The sequence below is a fragment of the Gammaproteobacteria bacterium genome, from assembly GCA_040183005.1.
Classification (GTDB): Bacteria; Pseudomonadota; Gammaproteobacteria.
The window spans coordinates 981,604-996,783 of record JAMPIW010000007.1 but is presented as its reverse complement, the minus strand read 5'-3'; the positions used below and the strand labels follow the sequence as shown (position 1 = coordinate 996,783).

Sequence of the window (15,180 nt, the reverse complement as noted above, 5' to 3'; positions counted from 1 at the left end):
ATTTGTTGAATATCTAGGGATTTGAAGCACGAAACCCGCATAAGCGGGTGTTTATCTAAATAAGGGGGAATTCAAATGGCGGGTGTATTCATTAACTACAGGCGTGGCGATGCACGGTCGGAGGCAGGGAGGCTCTTCGACTGGCTGAGCCAGTATTTTGGCAAGGATCAAGTGTTCATGGACGTCTCGGGCAGTATCGAGCCAGGCCTTGAGTTCGATAGGGTCATTGAGAAGGCAGTATCTTCGTGCAAAGTCCTGATTGTGGTGATCGGCAAACAGTGGCTCACGGTGGTGGACGAAAAGGGCAATCGCCGGTTGGAGGATGCCAACGATTTTGTCCGCATGGAGATTTCCGCAGCCCTCAAGCGCGACATCCGGGTGGTCCCGGTGCTTGTAGAGGGAGCGACCATGCCCGAAGAGGGCAGCCTGCCGGAAGACCTTAAGCGGCTGTGCAAGCGGCAGGCTTTAGAGGTAAGTGACAACCGCTGGGAGTTCGATACGCAGCAACTGGTAAAGGTGCTGGAAAAAGCCGGGGTGACGCCGGTCGGGCCGCGCCCGCCCGAACCCCCCAAACCGACTCCGCATGTTACGAAAAAAACCAGTTGGAAGCCCATCGCCAGCCTGGTCTTGGGTGTGCTGCTGATGATCTCGTACTCAGAGTTAAGTGTCGATGATCAAGACACGAAAATAGGCGCATTGGTATTCGCGCTTATTGCGCTGGGTCTGGGTATCGCTGCGTTTTACGATGTGAAGCGCAGCCCCGATGCAGGCGGCGCAAAAGGGAAGGTACTGGCCATCAGCGGCATGGTTTTAGGCGGTATCCTGACCCTCGCCTTTATCGGAACACTGACAACATCCGATCCGTCCGCGCCGCCGGTTGTTGACCCCCAACCTTCATCGGAAAATCTCCCCATATCGGCGCCTGCAGTGCCTGCGTCCTCCGTTCCGGCATCGCCCGCGTCGGCGTTTATTGACATCAGCGGTTCATGGCGCGGCCCAGATGGTATTTACATTTTTCAGCAGTCGGGAAGCAACGTCAACGTCCAATTGTTTAACTGGAACCAACTACTGATTGCCCAGGGAGCGGGGACGATCGTGCAGGGCGTGGTGACGATTGAGTATGCCCGCCTTGACAACACCGGTGGTGAGGCAAGGCTTCAGGTTTCCGCCAACAGCAGGCAGATGACGGGTAATTACCGCAATCTTGTCACGGGTGAAGCAGGCCCGATGACCTTGGTGCGATAGGCAACATGGAGTGGAAATCATGAACGAACAACTCATAGCCCGCATCCAAGCCCCGGCCCCAAGAAAGTCCTCGCCCTCGGCGGCGGCATACGCGGCATGATGACGGTGGAAGTGCTGGCCGAACTCGAAAGTCTGCTGCGCCAGCAGCCGACTGCCGCCCAATCATCAGGACTGGATCGGCTGGTTCGAGGAGCAACTTGCCGCATTGGATCAAGAAGGATAAATGCAGGGGGCCGATTTCGGCCTGATCAATCAGACAGACAGGAGGTCTACATCATGAACATCGACAACACCACCCACGCGCAACTGGAACGTAGCCTTACCGACATCAACTGGACTACCCTGCGGCGCCCAAAATACCGGGCTTCCCCTCCAGCCTGGGAGGATCAGGTGCTCTACTTCCTGATGCTCGACCGTTTTTCCGACGGACGGGAAAAAGACTATCGCGACCTTGCCGGCAATCCCGTTGCCAGCGGTACCACGCTCCCGTTCCGCTTTCCCGACGATGCCTACAAGGCGGATCGGGCCACCTGGGCCGATGCCGGTGATGAGTGGCTGGGCGGCACACTGAAAGGACTGGAGAGCAAGATCGGCTACCTGCAACGCATGGGCGTGAGTACGTTGTGGATCAGCCCGGTGTTCAAGCAGGTGGAGTCAGACAAGCACTCCTACCACGGTTACGGCATCCAGAACTTCCTCGATGTAGACCCCCATTTCGGCACCCGCCAGGACCTCATCGACCTGGTGAACACGGCCCATGCCCATGGCATCTGTGTGATCCTGGACATCATTCTCAACCACACCGGCGACGTGTTCGGTTACCAGAATAATCCGAACCGTTATCCCGCCAAGGACGATAAGGGGAATACCTACATTGATCCGCGCTGGGATGGCAGACCCTATCCGGTGGCGGGCTGGCGCAACGCCTTTGGCGAGGCCAATATCCCTTTCACTGCCATCGACCCCACCACCCACGGCAACGCCTGGCCCAACGACGCTGTGTGGCCATCGGAACTGCAAGACGCAGCCACATTTACCGCCAAGGGCCGCATCAATAGCTGGGACTATGATCCCGAATACTATGAGGGCGACTTCGTCACCCTGAAGGATGTTCACCACGGCGAGCACGACCGGGACGCGCAGAACAGGCGCATTGTAGACGCCTTCCACAATACTCCGGCTCTAGACACCCTGTGCGATGTCTACAAGTTCTGGATCGCCCTGGCCGACATCGACGGCTTTCGCATTGACACCGTCAAACACATGGAACCGGGCGCGACGCGCTACTTCGCTGCAGTCATCAAGGAATTCGCCCAGACCCTGGGCAAGGAAAACTTCTTCCTGGTGGGCGAGATCACTGGTGGGCGCGAGAATGCCTATAACACCCTGGAGCTAACCGGCCTGGACGCGGCCCTGGGGATAGACGACATCCCCGACCGCATGGACTACCTGGCCAAGGGCTGGCGCGAGCCCACCGATTACTTCAACCTGTTCCGCAACTCGGCGCTGGTGAACAAATCCTCCCACGTCTGGTTCGGCAAGCACGTCGTCACCCTGTTCGACGATCACGACCAGGTGCGCAAGGGCGAAAACAAGGGCCGTTTCTGCAGCGACAAAATCAACAATGGTTATGCCCACCTCAAGGCCGTGCTGGGCCTCAACCTCACCTCCATGGGCATCCCCTGCCTTTACTATGGCACCGAGCAGGGCTTCGACGGGGCGGGAGACAACGACCGGTTCCTGCGTGAGTGTATGTTCGGCGGTGACTTCGGCTCACTGCAGAGCATTGACCGCCACTTCTTTAACGAAGACCACGAGATCTACCGCTTCATCGCCGAGGTGACGACACTGCGCCGCGATCTTCTCCCCCTGCGGCGCGGCCGCCAGTACCTGCGCGAGATCTCCGACAGCGGCGAGCCGGGCACCTTCGGCCTGCCCCGCATGATCGGAGGCCGAATCCTCTCGCTGGTGCCCTGGTCGCGCCTCTTCAACAACCAGGAGATCCTGCTGGCCATCAACACCGACGCGGACAGCGAGCGGTCGGCTTGGGTGACCATCGACGCCGCCCTGCACGCCGCACCGGGGGCGCTGACCTGCCTCTACTCGACCAACCCCGCGCAGATCGGCGCCATGGCGTCCATCGAGCCGCGCAACGGCAGAGCGGTAAGGGTCAGTGTGCCGGCGGGGGGATTCGTGGTCTATGGTTAACGGCAGGCAATTTCCACTATGGAAGGGAGCGCACCCCGATGGTATTCGGGGTGTGAATTAACAGCGATGACTGCAAAGGAGTCTCCATGTCCCGCATCTTCCTAAGCCACTCCAGCATCGACGAACTTGAGGCCGTTGCACTCAAGGAGTGGCTGGCCGCGAACGGTTGGGATGACGTCTTTCTCGACATCGATCCCCAGCGCGGTCTGGCGGCGGGCGAGCGCTGGCAGGAGACGTTGCGGCGCGCGGCCGACCGTTGCGAGGCGGTGGTGTTTGTCGTCACGCCCGCGTGGGCGAAATCCAAGTGGTGCCTGGCTGAGTTTCTGCTCGCCAAGAGCCTCAACAAACGCATCTTCGGCGCCATTCTCAAGCCTGTGGAGATCGGCGAACTGCCCACCGAGCTGACCGCGGAATGGCAGCTCTGCCATCTGGTGGGCGGTGGCCCAAAGACGGCGCTTACTTTCAGCCACAAAGGAGAGCCGCAGCAGATCGAATTTCTCACCGACGGACTCACGCGCTTGCGCATGGGGCTGGAAAACGCCGGCCTGGACGCGCGCTATTTTCCCTGGCCACCGCCAGACGATCCCCAGCGTCCGCCCTATCGCGGCTTGTCCGCCCTGGAGGAAAACGATGCGGCGATCTTCTTCGGCCGGGATGCCCAGATCGTCCGTGGCCTGGACGCCTTGCGTGGCATGCGTGCCACCGGAGTAGAAACCCTGTTCGTTATTCTCGGCCCCTCCGGCACCGGCAAGTCCTCGTTCCTGCGGGCTGGCCTGCTGCCCCGGCTGAAGCGAGACGACCGGCATTTCCTGCCGCTGGAAGTGATCCGGCCCGAGCGCCAACCCCTTACCGGCGAATATGGTTTGGCGATGGCCATCCACAAGGCACACACCACCTTGGGTCTGAGTGGTCAGACTTTTGGCGCCATCAAGGCGGCCCTGCTGACAGAGGTCAACTCGTTACCGCGCCTGCTCACCGATATCCAGCGTGCCGCCCATAACCGGCTGATCGCGAACGGCCAGGACATCCCGCCGCCGACCCTGCTGCTGTCAGTCGATCAGGCCGAGGAGCTGTTCAACCCGGACGCCACCGACGAGGCGCGTCGCTTCCTGGCCCTCATCGGCGAGACCCTGCGCGATGTCGGACCGGATCAGCCGTCGCTGATCGTTGCCTTCACCATCCGCTCGGACCGCTACGAACCCTTGCAGACCGCCCCCGAACTGGCCGGGTTGAACGCCCGAGTGTTCGACGATCTCAAACCCATGCCGCCGTCGCAGTTCAAGGAAATCATCACCGGCCCGGCACACCGTGCCACGGTGGCGGGCAATCGGCTGGAAGTAAAACCGGACCTGGTAGAACGCATGCTCAGTGACTGCGCCCACGGCGCAGACACGCTGCCGCTGCTCTCCCTGACCCTGGCGCGGCTGTACCGGGATTACGGCAGCGACGGCGTAAGCGTCCAGCCGCCCCATCTATACAGCTCAGCCTGATGCCTGCACAGACCGCAACGGCAACAGCTCATCAATGCGGCTGTTAGGCCAGGTCGGCAGTTTCTCCAGCGTATCCTTCAGCCAGGCAGCCGGCTCGATGCCGTTGAGTTTCGCCGTTGCGAACAGGCTCTGGATGGCGGCGGCGCGGCGGCCCGCGCGTTCACTGCCGGTGAACAGCCAATTCTTTTTACCAAGCGCAATAGGACGGATAGCATTTTCCACCGGGTTGTTATCGATGGGGTAACGGCCATCCCCGAGGTAGCGCTTGATTGCATCCCAGCGTTTGAGGCTGTAGTCGATGGCCTTGGCGGTGCCGCTACCCGTGGCGGTGGTGAGCCGTGTGTTCTGGAGCCAGGCGTGGAATTCGTCCAGCTTCGGCTTGGCGTGTTGCTGGCGTAATGCATGACGATCTTCGATGCCCAGGGTCTTGCCCTGATCTTCGATGGCGTAGAGTCCGGCAATGCGCTTCAATGCCTCGGCCGCAATCGGGCTCTGATGGGCGGCATGCAGATCGTAGAATTTCCGCCGCGCATGGGCCAGGCACGCCAGTTCCACCACGGCGCGGGCGAACAGGCCTTTGTAGCAGGCATAATCATCGACCATAAGGGCACCCTTCCAGCCTTGCAGGAAGTTCCTGGCATGTTTGCCGCGCCGGTCGGTCTGGTAGTCGAAGAGGACGAGGGGGTCTCCCTGTTCGAGATCGCAACTTCGGTAGGCCCAGAGGAAGGCGCGTAGCGTTTTTCCCCGTCCGGGGTCGAGTTGCTGCACCGGGGTCTCGTCGGCGTGCAGGACGGTGCGCTGGCGAAGTATCTCGGCCAGCCGGTCGGCCAGCGGCTGGAGTGCCACGCCAATGCGACCTACCCATTCGGCCAAGGTGGAGCGTGACAGGACGACCCCGCTGCGCGCGGCGATCTGCTCCAGCCGGTAGAGAGGCAGGTGATCCATGAATTTGCTGACCATCACCCAGGTGAGCAAGCCCGGCGCCGCCATGCCGCCGTCGATGACCGCCGGCGGAATCGGCGCCGCACTGACGGTCTCACAAGCACGGCAAGCATACTGCGGACGAATGTGGCGATGCACGAAGAAGCGGGCGGGCTCGACATCCAGTTGCTCGCTGATGTCTTCGCCGATCTTGACCAGATCCTTGCCGCACTGGCCGCAGGTGCAACCCTCAGGTTCGTGGCGATGCTCGATGCGCGGGACGACTGCATGGATGCAGGAGGTAGAGCAACGCATGGAGCGGTTGCCGAGATGATTCGGCAACGGCTGGCGACCGGCGCGTTCGCGCTTGGGTTGCTGGGTAGATGCCAGCTGTTCCACTTCGGCTTCCAGCGCACTGGTGTCGGTATTCCAGCTTTCCTCGAACAACTCGCGCTGCTCCAAGGAGAATTGTTCGCTCTTGTTGGCAAAGCGAATGCGCTTGTAGTAGGCGAGTTCGAAGGTCAGGGCCTGGATTTTGAGGTCGGCGTGTTTGAGCTGCTGGTCGCGCAGTGACAGTTGATCGCTTAACTGTTGTACTTTGTTACTCTTTTCGTCGAGCTGCTGCATCGCCAGCACAGCCCAGTTTTTGAGAGCGGCAGGAGCGTCTTGCAGGGCTGCTTCGGCAACGTTTTTCATGACAAAATTATACCATGAAACACCGCAGAAAGCCGCATAAATACAGGTTTTTATTCACCATTTTTCATGGCGGCTTCAATCGTCACAAACGCCAGTCGGCCGCCGGTTGGGCCGACATCCGCTGCCAGTCGACACCAGCAATCAGCCACTGCCATTGGGCAAGTTCCAATGACCAGACCGGACTGTCCGCCTGCGGCCAGACGAAGCGCCCCCGATGCAACCGGCGCTGGCACAACCACACGCCATTGCCATCCCACAGCAACACCTTGAGCCGATCACCGCGACGGTTACGAAACACATAGGCCGAGCCATCGCAGGGGGCCTTGCCCAGCGCCTGCTGCACCCGCAGCGACAGACCATCGATGCCCACCCGCATGTCCATCGGCGCGACCGCCACCCAGATCGTATGCGGCTGCGCAATCATGACAAGCCCCGCAGCAAGGTTGCCAGCCAGCTTGCCGAAACACCGGACGGCAGCGTGAGCTGCCACCCCCCCGCGTTCTGCAACACCAACCCAGCACCGTTGACCTCCTCGATCTGCACGGGCACCAGCGTGACCGCATCCGTGCCGCTCACGCAAACGTCGTTTCGACGGTCTTTGGCGATCCGGTAGCGAAGCTGCTTCGGCACCAGTCCATGCTGCCTGCAATAATCAATCTGCTTCAGGCCACTACACCGCCAGGCCGCGACGTGCTGCTGCCAGTAGTGGCGACTTGCCTCCAACGATTTCATATTCATGTGCCGCTCTCCTGTGAAAACCACAGGGTGGCGCAAGGGTAACTATAAAAACAGGTGGGACGGCTGGACGCTTACGCGACGGCGACCTGCGCCTCGACGAATACGACGTCATGGGCGGCATGCGCAGCGTGGTGAACGATGAAGCGGAGTCCGTGCTCGCCCGCGACCCGGCCGAGCGTCAGACCCAACTGGAAACTCTGCGGGCCGCCTTCATTCCCTGGCTCGCCACGATCAATCCGCAAAACGACGAGCCCATGCGCCGCACAGCGCGGCTGTCCGATCTACCACCCGAGAGCCATAAGCTCATTGATGCCCTGGCGGATAAACGACTGCTGCTCACCGACCAGCGCGAAGGCGAGAAAATCGTCGAGGTAGCCCATGAAGCGCTGTTGCGCCGCTGGGACGTACTCGCCAACTGGCTGCACGCCGAGCGCGAAGACCTGAAGGTCGCCGATGCAGTTGAACAGGCTGCGCAAGACTGGGAGAAGAACGGCCGCAAGGACCCCTGGCTGATGGTGGGTGAACGGCTGGCCATCGCCGAGGCGCTCGCCGCCAGACCTGCCTATCGTAGACGACTTGAACCCGTCAGCGAGTTCATGTTGGCTTCGCGCCAGAGAGAGACACAAAAGCAGGTGGAAGAAGAACGCCGGCGTCAGGCGGAACTCGATGCCGCACGGGAGAAGCAGGCTGCCGCAGAAGCACTCACGGCCGAACAGAAGCGTGCCACTGAGCAGGCACAGGCCGATGCCGCGAGGCTTAAAAAAAGCCGCAAACTATTAAGATACCTGCTTTTCGCGGCTATCGCGGTTGCATTCCTGGCTGTGTGGCTCGCCTGGAAAGCGGATCAGGAATCCAAGCAGGCAACAGCGCTGCAGCTTAATGCTGAAGCGCAAGCCATGCTGTCGGGCGCACGCCCAGGTGGCACGGTGCTCGGATTGTTGAAACTGCTTGCAGCACACCGGATTGCGCCGCATAGCGAGATCGAGAATACAATAGGTGTCTCACTATTTGGCCACTCACATTTGTTGAAGGTCATTGATGCGGATTCTCGAGTCTTAGCAGTCGCCGTCAGCCCCGACGGCCCCCTGTGTCAGGCTAGTTGTCGCCTCTAAATTTTAATTTTCTAAAATAGAGGCAACGATGAAAATAACGTATTCTGGGGCATTTATAGAACAAGCGCTGGTCAAGGTATTTTCTCGTGGAGATCGGACAATCCGGTCGGTGGCGGAAGACCTGAACGTTAGTTTCCATACGTTAAAGAATTGGATGAAAAGGAAATCGATGGGCAAGCTCAGTATATCGGTGACAAAAGAGAAACGGCCCCAGGACTGGAGCGCGGAGGAGCAGCTGGTGGCATTGCATGAAACCCATGGCTTGTCAGGCGAGACCTTGCATGCGTGGTGTCGTGAAAAAGGTTTATTTGCCCATCATCTGGCAAGCTGGAAAACGGCTTTTTGTACCGAGGTGAAAGCGGTGCAAGGCATCCGTGAATTTCGGACATTGAAAGATGAAAATGAGAAACTCAAGCGTGAGTTAGTGCGCAAAGAGAAGGCATTGGCGGAGGCGGCAGCCTTGCTGATCCTGCAAAAAAAGTTCCGCGCGCTCTGGGAGGACGAGGTCAAATGACCTCCCTCGCAGAGCGCGGCCAAGTCATGACACTGGTGGCGGAAGCAATCGCTGCGGGTGCGCACCAGGATCGCGCCTGTGCGGCGATCTCTCTCAGCGAACGCACTTTGCAACGCTGGCAGCTCGACCCATTACGCGGCGATCAGCGACCCATGCGGTTGCAGGCACCCAAAAACAAGCTCAGTGTGCCGGAACGCGAGCGCCTGCTGGCAGTCGTGAATTCAGACGAATTTGGGGATCTTCCGCCAGGTCAAATCGTTCCTCGGCTGGCCGACCGTGGGCAATATATCGCTTCTGAGTCAACCATTTACCGCGCTCTGAGAGAAGCACATCAGCTCAGGCATCGTGGCGCAGAACGACCCGCGCAACAGCGCCACAAGCCGCGTGCGCTCTGTGCAACGGCGCCCAATGCGTTATTTAGCTGGGACATCACTTATCTGCCAACGCAGGTGAAGGGAATCTATTTTTACCTGTATTTGTTCATGGATATTTTTAGCCGAAAAATCGTTGGCTGGCAGATCTATGATGCAGAAAGTAGTGACCTGGCAAGCGAAGTTATGCGCGATATTTGCAAGCGGGAAAACATCGCACTGAATCAGGTGGTGTTGCATTCTGACAATGGCAGCCCGATGAAAGGCGCCACGATGCTGGCCACCCTGCAAGCGCTGGGCGTGATGCCATCGTTCAGTCGCCCGGCGGTCAGCAATGACAATCCTTTTTCGGAGTCGCTATTCAAGACGTTGAAATACCGGCCAGTCTATCCCTTCCGACCGTTTGAAAGTCTCATTGCCGCCAGGCAGTGGGTCAGCACATTTGTTCATTGGTACAACCATGAACATCGTCACAGTGCCATCAGATTCGTTACCCCCGCAGAGCGCCATGCGGGCCTGGACACCGCGTTGCTACAGAAGCGCGTCGACGTCTATGAAGCAGCGAAGAAAAGGCATCCAGAGCGTTGGAGTGGCGTTACTCGAAACTGGCGGCCAGTCCGCGTAGTTCACTTGAATCCCGATCAACAAGTCGCCGAAAAAACCGATCCAAAGGAGGAAAATTTAGAACTCAAAAAGGCAGCATAAATTCAAGCATTCAGGCGACAACTAGCTTGACAACTACCGACGGCGCACGCATCGTCTCGGGCAGTGGGGACAAGACCCTGCGCCTGTGGGACGCGAAAACCGGGTCGCCGATCGGCGCGCCCCTGCAGGGGCATCAGGACGCGGTGTCGAGCGTGGCCTTCAGCCCCGACGGCACGCGCATCGTCTCGGGCAGTGGGGACAAAGACCCTGCGCCTGTGGGACGCGAACAGCGGGTCGCCCATCGGCGTGCCGCTGCGGGGGCATCAGGACACGGTGTGGAGCGTGGCCTTCAGCCCCGACGGCACGCGCATCGTCTCGGGCAGTGGGGACAAGACCCTGCGCCTGTGGGACGCGAACACCGGATCGCCCATCGGTGCGCCGCTGCAGGGGCATCAGGACGCGGTGTCGAGCGTGGCCTTCAGCCCCAACGGCACGCGCATCGTCTCGGGCAGTCGGGATAAGACCCTGCGCCTGTGGGACGCGAACACCGGATCGCCCATCGGTGCGCCGCTGCAGGGGCATCAGGACGCGGTGTCGAGCGTGGCCTTCAGCCCCAACGGCACGCGCATCGTCTCGGGCAGTCGGGATAAGACCCTGCGCCTGTGGGATGCGAAAACCGGCCAGCCTATCGGCGCTCCGCTGCAGGGGCATCAGGGCCTCGTGTCGAGAGTGGCCTTCAGCCCCGACGGCACGCGCATCGTCTCCGGTAGTTTTGACAAGACCCTGCGCCTGTGGGACGCGAAAACCGGGTCGCCCATCGGCGCGCCGCTGCAGGGGCATCAGGAGTGGGTGACGAGCGTGGCCTTCAGCCCCGACGGCACGCGCATCGTCTCGGGCAGTGGGGACAAGACCCTGCGCCTGTGGGACGCGAACACCGGATCGCCGATCGGTGCGCCGCTGCAGGGGCATCAGGACGCAGTGTCGAGCGTGGCCTTCAGCCCCAACGGCACGCGCATCGTCTCGGGCAGTTGGGATAAGACCCTGCGCCTGTGGGATGCGAAAACCGGCCAGCAAATCGGCGCGCCGCTGCAGGGGCATCAGGACACGGTGTGGAGCGTGGCCTTCAGCCCCGACGGCACGCGCATCGTCTCGGGCAGTGAAGACAAGACCCTGCGCCTGTGGGATGCGAAAACCGGCCAGCCCATCGGCGCGCCGCTGCAGGGGCATCAGGACACGGTGTGGAGCGTGGCCTTCAGCCCCGACGGCACGCGCATCGTCTCGGGCAGTGGGGACAAGACCCTGCGGCTGTGGGACGCGCAAACCGGCCAGCCTATCGGCGCTCCGCTGCAGGGGCATCAGGGCCTCGTGTCGAGAGTGGCCTTCAGCCCCGACGGCACACGCATCGTCTCCGGTAGTTGGGACAAGACCCTGCGCCTGTGGGACGCGAAAACCGGCCAGCCCATCGGCGCGCCGCTGCAGGGGCATCAGGAGTGGGTGACGAGCGTGGCCTTCAGCCCCGACGGCACGCGCATCGTCTCGGGCAGTGGGGACAAGACCCTGCGCCTGTGGTACGCGAAAACCGGGTCGCCCATCGGCGCGCCGCTGCAGGGGCATCAGGACTACGTGTCGAGCGTCGCCTTCAGCCCCGACGGCACACGCATCGTCTCGGGCAGTGGGGACAAGACCCTGCGGCTGTGGGACGCGCAAACCGGCCAGCCTATCGGCGCTCCGCTGCAGGGGCATCAGGGCCTCGTGTCGAGAGTGGCCTTCAGCCCCGACGGCACGCGCATCGTCTCGGGCAGCTATGACAAGACCCTGCGGCTGTGGCCCGCCCCCAAGATATGGCCCGACGAACTTTGCAAGAAACTCACCCGTAACATGAGCCAGAAGGAATGGCGCGAGTGGGTGTCTCCGGATATCAATTACATCGAGCAGTGCCCCGGCCTGCCGATTCCGCCGGACAAGCCAGTTCCGCAGCAAACCAGCAAGACCGCAAATGGGGTGAGCTAAACAGCCTTTCCGCTCACCAGAAGAAAACTGACAACACTTAAGGAAAACACCATGAACGAGCAACTGAAAAAACGCATCCAAACCCCCGGCCCCAAGAAAATCCTCGCCCTCGACGGCGGCGGCATACGCGGGATGATGACGGTGGAAGTGCTGGCCGAAATTGAAAACATGCTGCGCCAGAAGCTGGGGCGCGGCGACGATTTTGTGTTGGCCGATTATTTCGATTTTGTCGCGGGCACCAGCACCGGCGCCATCATCGCGGCGTGCATCTCGCTCGGCATGAAGGTGTCCGATATCCGCTCGTTCTACATCAGCAGCGGCACCGACATGTTCGACAAGGCATCCCTGCTCAAACGCTTCCGTTACAAATTCGAAGACGATAAGCTGGCGACGAAAATGCAGGAGGTATTCGGCAAGGACACGGCCCTGGGCAGCGACAAGCTGAAGACGGTGCTGATGATGGTGATGCGCAACGCCACCACCGACTCGCCCTGGCCGGTTTCGAACAATCCGTACGCTAAATACAACCAGCCGGAACGGAAGGATTGCAACCTCAAGTTGCCGCTGTGGCAGTTGGTGCGCGCAAGCACGGCGGCACCGGTGTATTTTCCACCCGAGGTTGTGACCTTCGACCCAGGTACGCAGAACGAATACCAGTTCGTCTTTGTCGATGGCGGCATCACCACCTACAACAACCCGGCGTTCCAGGCCTTCCTGATGGCAACGGTGGAGCCCTACAAGATGGGTTGGTCCGCCGGTGAAGACAAGATGCTGGTGGTGTCGATCGGCACGGGCACCAGCCCGCAGGCCAATGCCGACCTCGATCCCAACGAAATGAATCTGCTCTACAACGCAGGCTCTATTCCCTCCGCGCTGATGTACGCGGCGCTCAACGAGCAGGACACGCTCTGCCGTGTGTTTGGCAAATGTCTCTCCGGCGATGAGCTTGATCGGGAGGTGGGTAACATGATCGGCGCGAAGGGCCCGGTGGGGCCGGGTAAACTCTTTACTTACATGCGCTACAACGCCGAGCTGTCCCCGAAGGGACTGTCAGCCCTGGAGCTGGCGGATATCAAACCGGAAGACGTGCAGAAGCTCGATTCCGTGGCGCATATCGCCGAGTTGCAGCGGGTGGGGCAGGCGGTGGCGAAGAAAGTGAAGGCAGAGCACTTCGCGGGCTTCTGACCCATGGCCCGAATCTTCCTTTCTTACCGCCGCGACGACAGTGCCGGCTTTGCAGGCCGGCTGGCCGACGCCCTGGAGGCGGAATTCGGCGTCGGCAGTGTGTTCCGCGATGTCGATGATATCCAGCCGGGCGAGGATTTTGCGCAGGCCATCCAGTCCCAGTTGCGTGAAGCGGGCGCGGTGCTGGTGATGATGGGACCTTTCTGGCTGAAGGCCGACGCGGATGGCCGGCGACGGCTGGATGACCCAGGCGATTTTGTGCGCCAGGAGATCGAGGCTGCGCTTGACTCAGGCAAGCCACTCATCCCACTGCTGGTGGGCGGAGCGAAGATGCCCACCGCGGATGAACTGCCGCCATCCCTTGCCGCGCTGGCGCGGCGCCAGGCCGTGGTGCTGTCCGACGTCAGTTGGCGGGGGGATTTGGTGCAGTTGATGGCGAGTCTGCGGGGCTTGTTGCCTGCTGAGGGTGGCGGCCGGACCGATCCGCGCCGTCGCTGGATGATCCTGGGCGGCGCAATCGCTGTTGTCCTGCTGGGCATATACGCCGCACTTCGTTTTATCCCGGACACGTCTGTCCCCGAGACCTCTGCGCTGCCCTCCGTCAAGCAACCCGCCGTCGATGTCACCGGACGCTGGGCGGCGCGTGTGAAGTACGACTGGGGTGACCAGCATGACGAGATCTTCGAGTTTAAGTACCTGGATAAAGCCCTGCATGGCACCGCCACTTATCTTGCCGGCCGACTGACCATCGAGCAGGCGAAGGTGGAGGGCAACTGGGTGAGCTTTGTCACTCACAGCCAGCAGATGCTGGGCAGCGATAGCCCCTGGAAGGAGGTCACCCACCGCTACACGGGCCAAATCACCCCCGATGGTATCCGCTTCACCCTGGAAGATAGCGGTGGCTATACGCCTCATGTCCCGGTGGAGTTCGTCGCTCGGCGGGAGGCTGTGAAACAAGGAGACGGGAAATCAGGGGCTGCAGAATAGGGCTATCATGAATACCATGAGGGATTGGATGAATGGCTTGGCGTGGCGGCGCATGGAAAACCTAAAATAGTTTTTCGAGAGGGAAGTGCAATGAAAGTGTTTGTCAGTTGGTCAGGCGAGGCCAGTCACGATGTCGCCAAAGCCCTCAAGGATTGGCTGCCGAATGTGATTCAAGCGGTCGATGTTTTTCTTTCTTCGGAGGATATTGCAAAAGGAAGCGAATGGTTTCATGAGCTGGGCACAGTACTCGACGAGTCGTCCTTTGGAATTCTGTGCCTGACACGAGATAACCTGTCAGCTCCCTGGATACTTTACGAAGCAGGTGCCTTGGGTAAACGCTTTGAACAAAGCCGAGTCGTACCCCTGCTGATCGATATCACGGTTCCCGATCTTGCGGGACCACTCGCTCACTTCAATGCCGCCTTACTCGATAAGGGCGAAATTACCAAGCTCATCACCGCGATCAATGCTCAGTTGGGCGAGAACCAGCTCACCGAAAAACAGCTCGATAAAGTATTTCAGACATGGTGGCCTGATCTCGAAAAAGCACTGCAGCAGGCCGCGATGAAGGCCAAGTCAAACTCTGGAAAATTTACTTACGACGTATTTCTTTCCACGCCCATGGCCGCCTTTCCCACCGATGCGGAATATCAGGCCGGCCGCGCGCAATTCAAGAAACTGTTCGATTCCCTAAAACAGGACTGTGGCCTTTCTGTGTACTGGGCAGCGGAAAAAATCGAAAGCATGTCGGATTTCGATACTCTCGATGTTTCCGTGCTGGATGATCTGAAAGCGTTGCAGCAAAGCCATCGATTCGTTCTCGTCTATCCACAGAAACTGGTTACCAGCGCGCTGTTTGAGGCCGGCTATGCCTTGGCACTCGGCCGCTTCTCCCACTACTTTGTGCGCGATCGCGAGGATCTCCCCTTTCTCATGCGCGAGCTGGCCGGGCCGAATTCGAACGTGCGCATCCACGCCGACCAGGACTGGAAAGATTACGATGATCTTGCGGAGAAAATGGCAAAATATAAGGACAAGTGGTTCGGACAATAGGGGGT

General features: G+C 60.2%; 12 protein-coding genes. 9 read left to right on the top strand and 3 right to left on the bottom strand.

Translation table 11 applies throughout. From position 1 onward, the window contains the following. Window positions 1–75 precede the first annotated feature (75 nt). From M3A44_10620 to M3A44_10610, 3 genes are all read left to right on the top strand, one after another. The gene (locus M3A44_10620; GenBank protein MEQ6342080.1) at window positions 76–1,245 is read left to right on the top strand and encodes a TIR domain-containing protein; all 1,170 of its coding nucleotides are present in this window, start codon (window positions 76–78) and stop codon (window positions 1,243–1,245) included. A gap of 276 nt (window positions 1,246–1,521) precedes the next feature. Then, window positions 1,522–3,453: an alpha-amylase family glycosyl hydrolase gene (locus M3A44_10615; GenBank protein ID MEQ6342079.1), complete on the top strand. Its 1,932-nt coding sequence runs from the start codon at window positions 1,522–1,524 to the stop codon at window positions 3,451–3,453. Window positions 3,454–3,539: 86 nt separating this feature from the next. Then, a complete protein-coding gene (locus tag M3A44_10610) occupies window positions 3,540–4,943 on the top strand; it encodes a toll/interleukin-1 receptor domain-containing protein (protein ID MEQ6342078.1) in 1,404 nt (467 codons plus the stop codon). Here M3A44_10610 and M3A44_10605 read toward each other — a convergent pair. From M3A44_10605 to M3A44_10595, 3 genes are all read right to left on the bottom strand, one after another. Then, window positions 4,935–6,491, bottom strand: a complete 1,557-nt coding sequence (locus tag M3A44_10605; protein ID MEQ6342077.1) for an IS66 family transposase — start codon at window positions 6,489–6,491, stop codon at window positions 4,935–4,937. The two genes, M3A44_10610 and M3A44_10605, sit on opposite strands and share 9 nt — an antisense overlap. Before the next feature lie 151 nt (window positions 6,492–6,642). Continuing rightward, complete coding sequence (gene tnpB, locus M3A44_10600; GenBank protein MEQ6342076.1) at window positions 6,643–6,984, bottom strand: IS66 family insertion sequence element accessory protein TnpB; 342 nt, start codon at window positions 6,982–6,984, stop codon at window positions 6,643–6,645. Next, entirely contained in the window at window positions 6,981–7,298 is a 318-nt protein-coding gene (locus M3A44_10595) for an IS66 family insertion sequence element accessory protein TnpB (protein MEQ6342075.1), read from the bottom strand. Before M3A44_10595 ends, tnpB begins: the two co-directional genes overlap by 4 nt. Window positions 7,299–7,426: 128 nt before the next feature. Between M3A44_10595 and M3A44_10590 the strand changes: the two genes are divergently transcribed. From M3A44_10590 to M3A44_10565, 6 genes are all read left to right on the top strand, one after another. Beyond that, window positions 7,427–8,410: a hypothetical protein gene (locus tag M3A44_10590; GenBank protein MEQ6342074.1), complete on the top strand. Its 984-nt coding sequence runs from the start codon at window positions 7,427–7,429 to the stop codon at window positions 8,408–8,410. Between the two features lie 28 nt (window positions 8,411–8,438). Beyond that, window positions 8,439–10,000, top strand: a protein-coding gene (locus tag M3A44_10585) for an IS3 family transposase (protein MEQ6342073.1) whose coding sequence is annotated in 2 segments (ribosomal slippage) — window positions 8,439–8,892 and window positions 8,892–10,000 — 1,563 coding nt in all. Because the reading frame shifts where the segments join, the coding sequence is not laid out codon by codon here. 192 nt (window positions 10,001–10,192) lie between these two features. Then, on the top strand, window positions 10,193–11,950 hold the full coding sequence (locus M3A44_10580; protein MEQ6342072.1) for a WD40 repeat domain-containing protein: 1,758 nt from the start codon (window positions 10,193–10,195) through the stop codon (window positions 11,948–11,950). Between the two features lie 51 nt (window positions 11,951–12,001). Continuing rightward, window positions 12,002–13,135 carry a patatin-like phospholipase family protein gene (locus M3A44_10575; GenBank protein MEQ6342071.1) on the top strand — a complete coding sequence of 378 codons (1,134 nt, stop codon included), beginning with the start codon at window positions 12,002–12,004 and terminating at the stop codon, window positions 13,133–13,135. Between the two features lie 3 nt (window positions 13,136–13,138). After that, on the top strand, window positions 13,139–14,122 hold the full coding sequence (locus tag M3A44_10570) for a toll/interleukin-1 receptor domain-containing protein (GenBank protein ID MEQ6342070.1): 984 nt from the start codon (window positions 13,139–13,141) through the stop codon (window positions 14,120–14,122). A gap of 90 nt (window positions 14,123–14,212) precedes the next feature. Continuing rightward, window positions 14,213–15,175 carry a toll/interleukin-1 receptor domain-containing protein gene (locus M3A44_10565; protein MEQ6342069.1) on the top strand — a complete coding sequence of 321 codons (963 nt, stop codon included), beginning with the start codon at window positions 14,213–14,215 and terminating at the stop codon, window positions 15,173–15,175. Window positions 15,176–15,180: the final 5 nt, after the last annotated feature.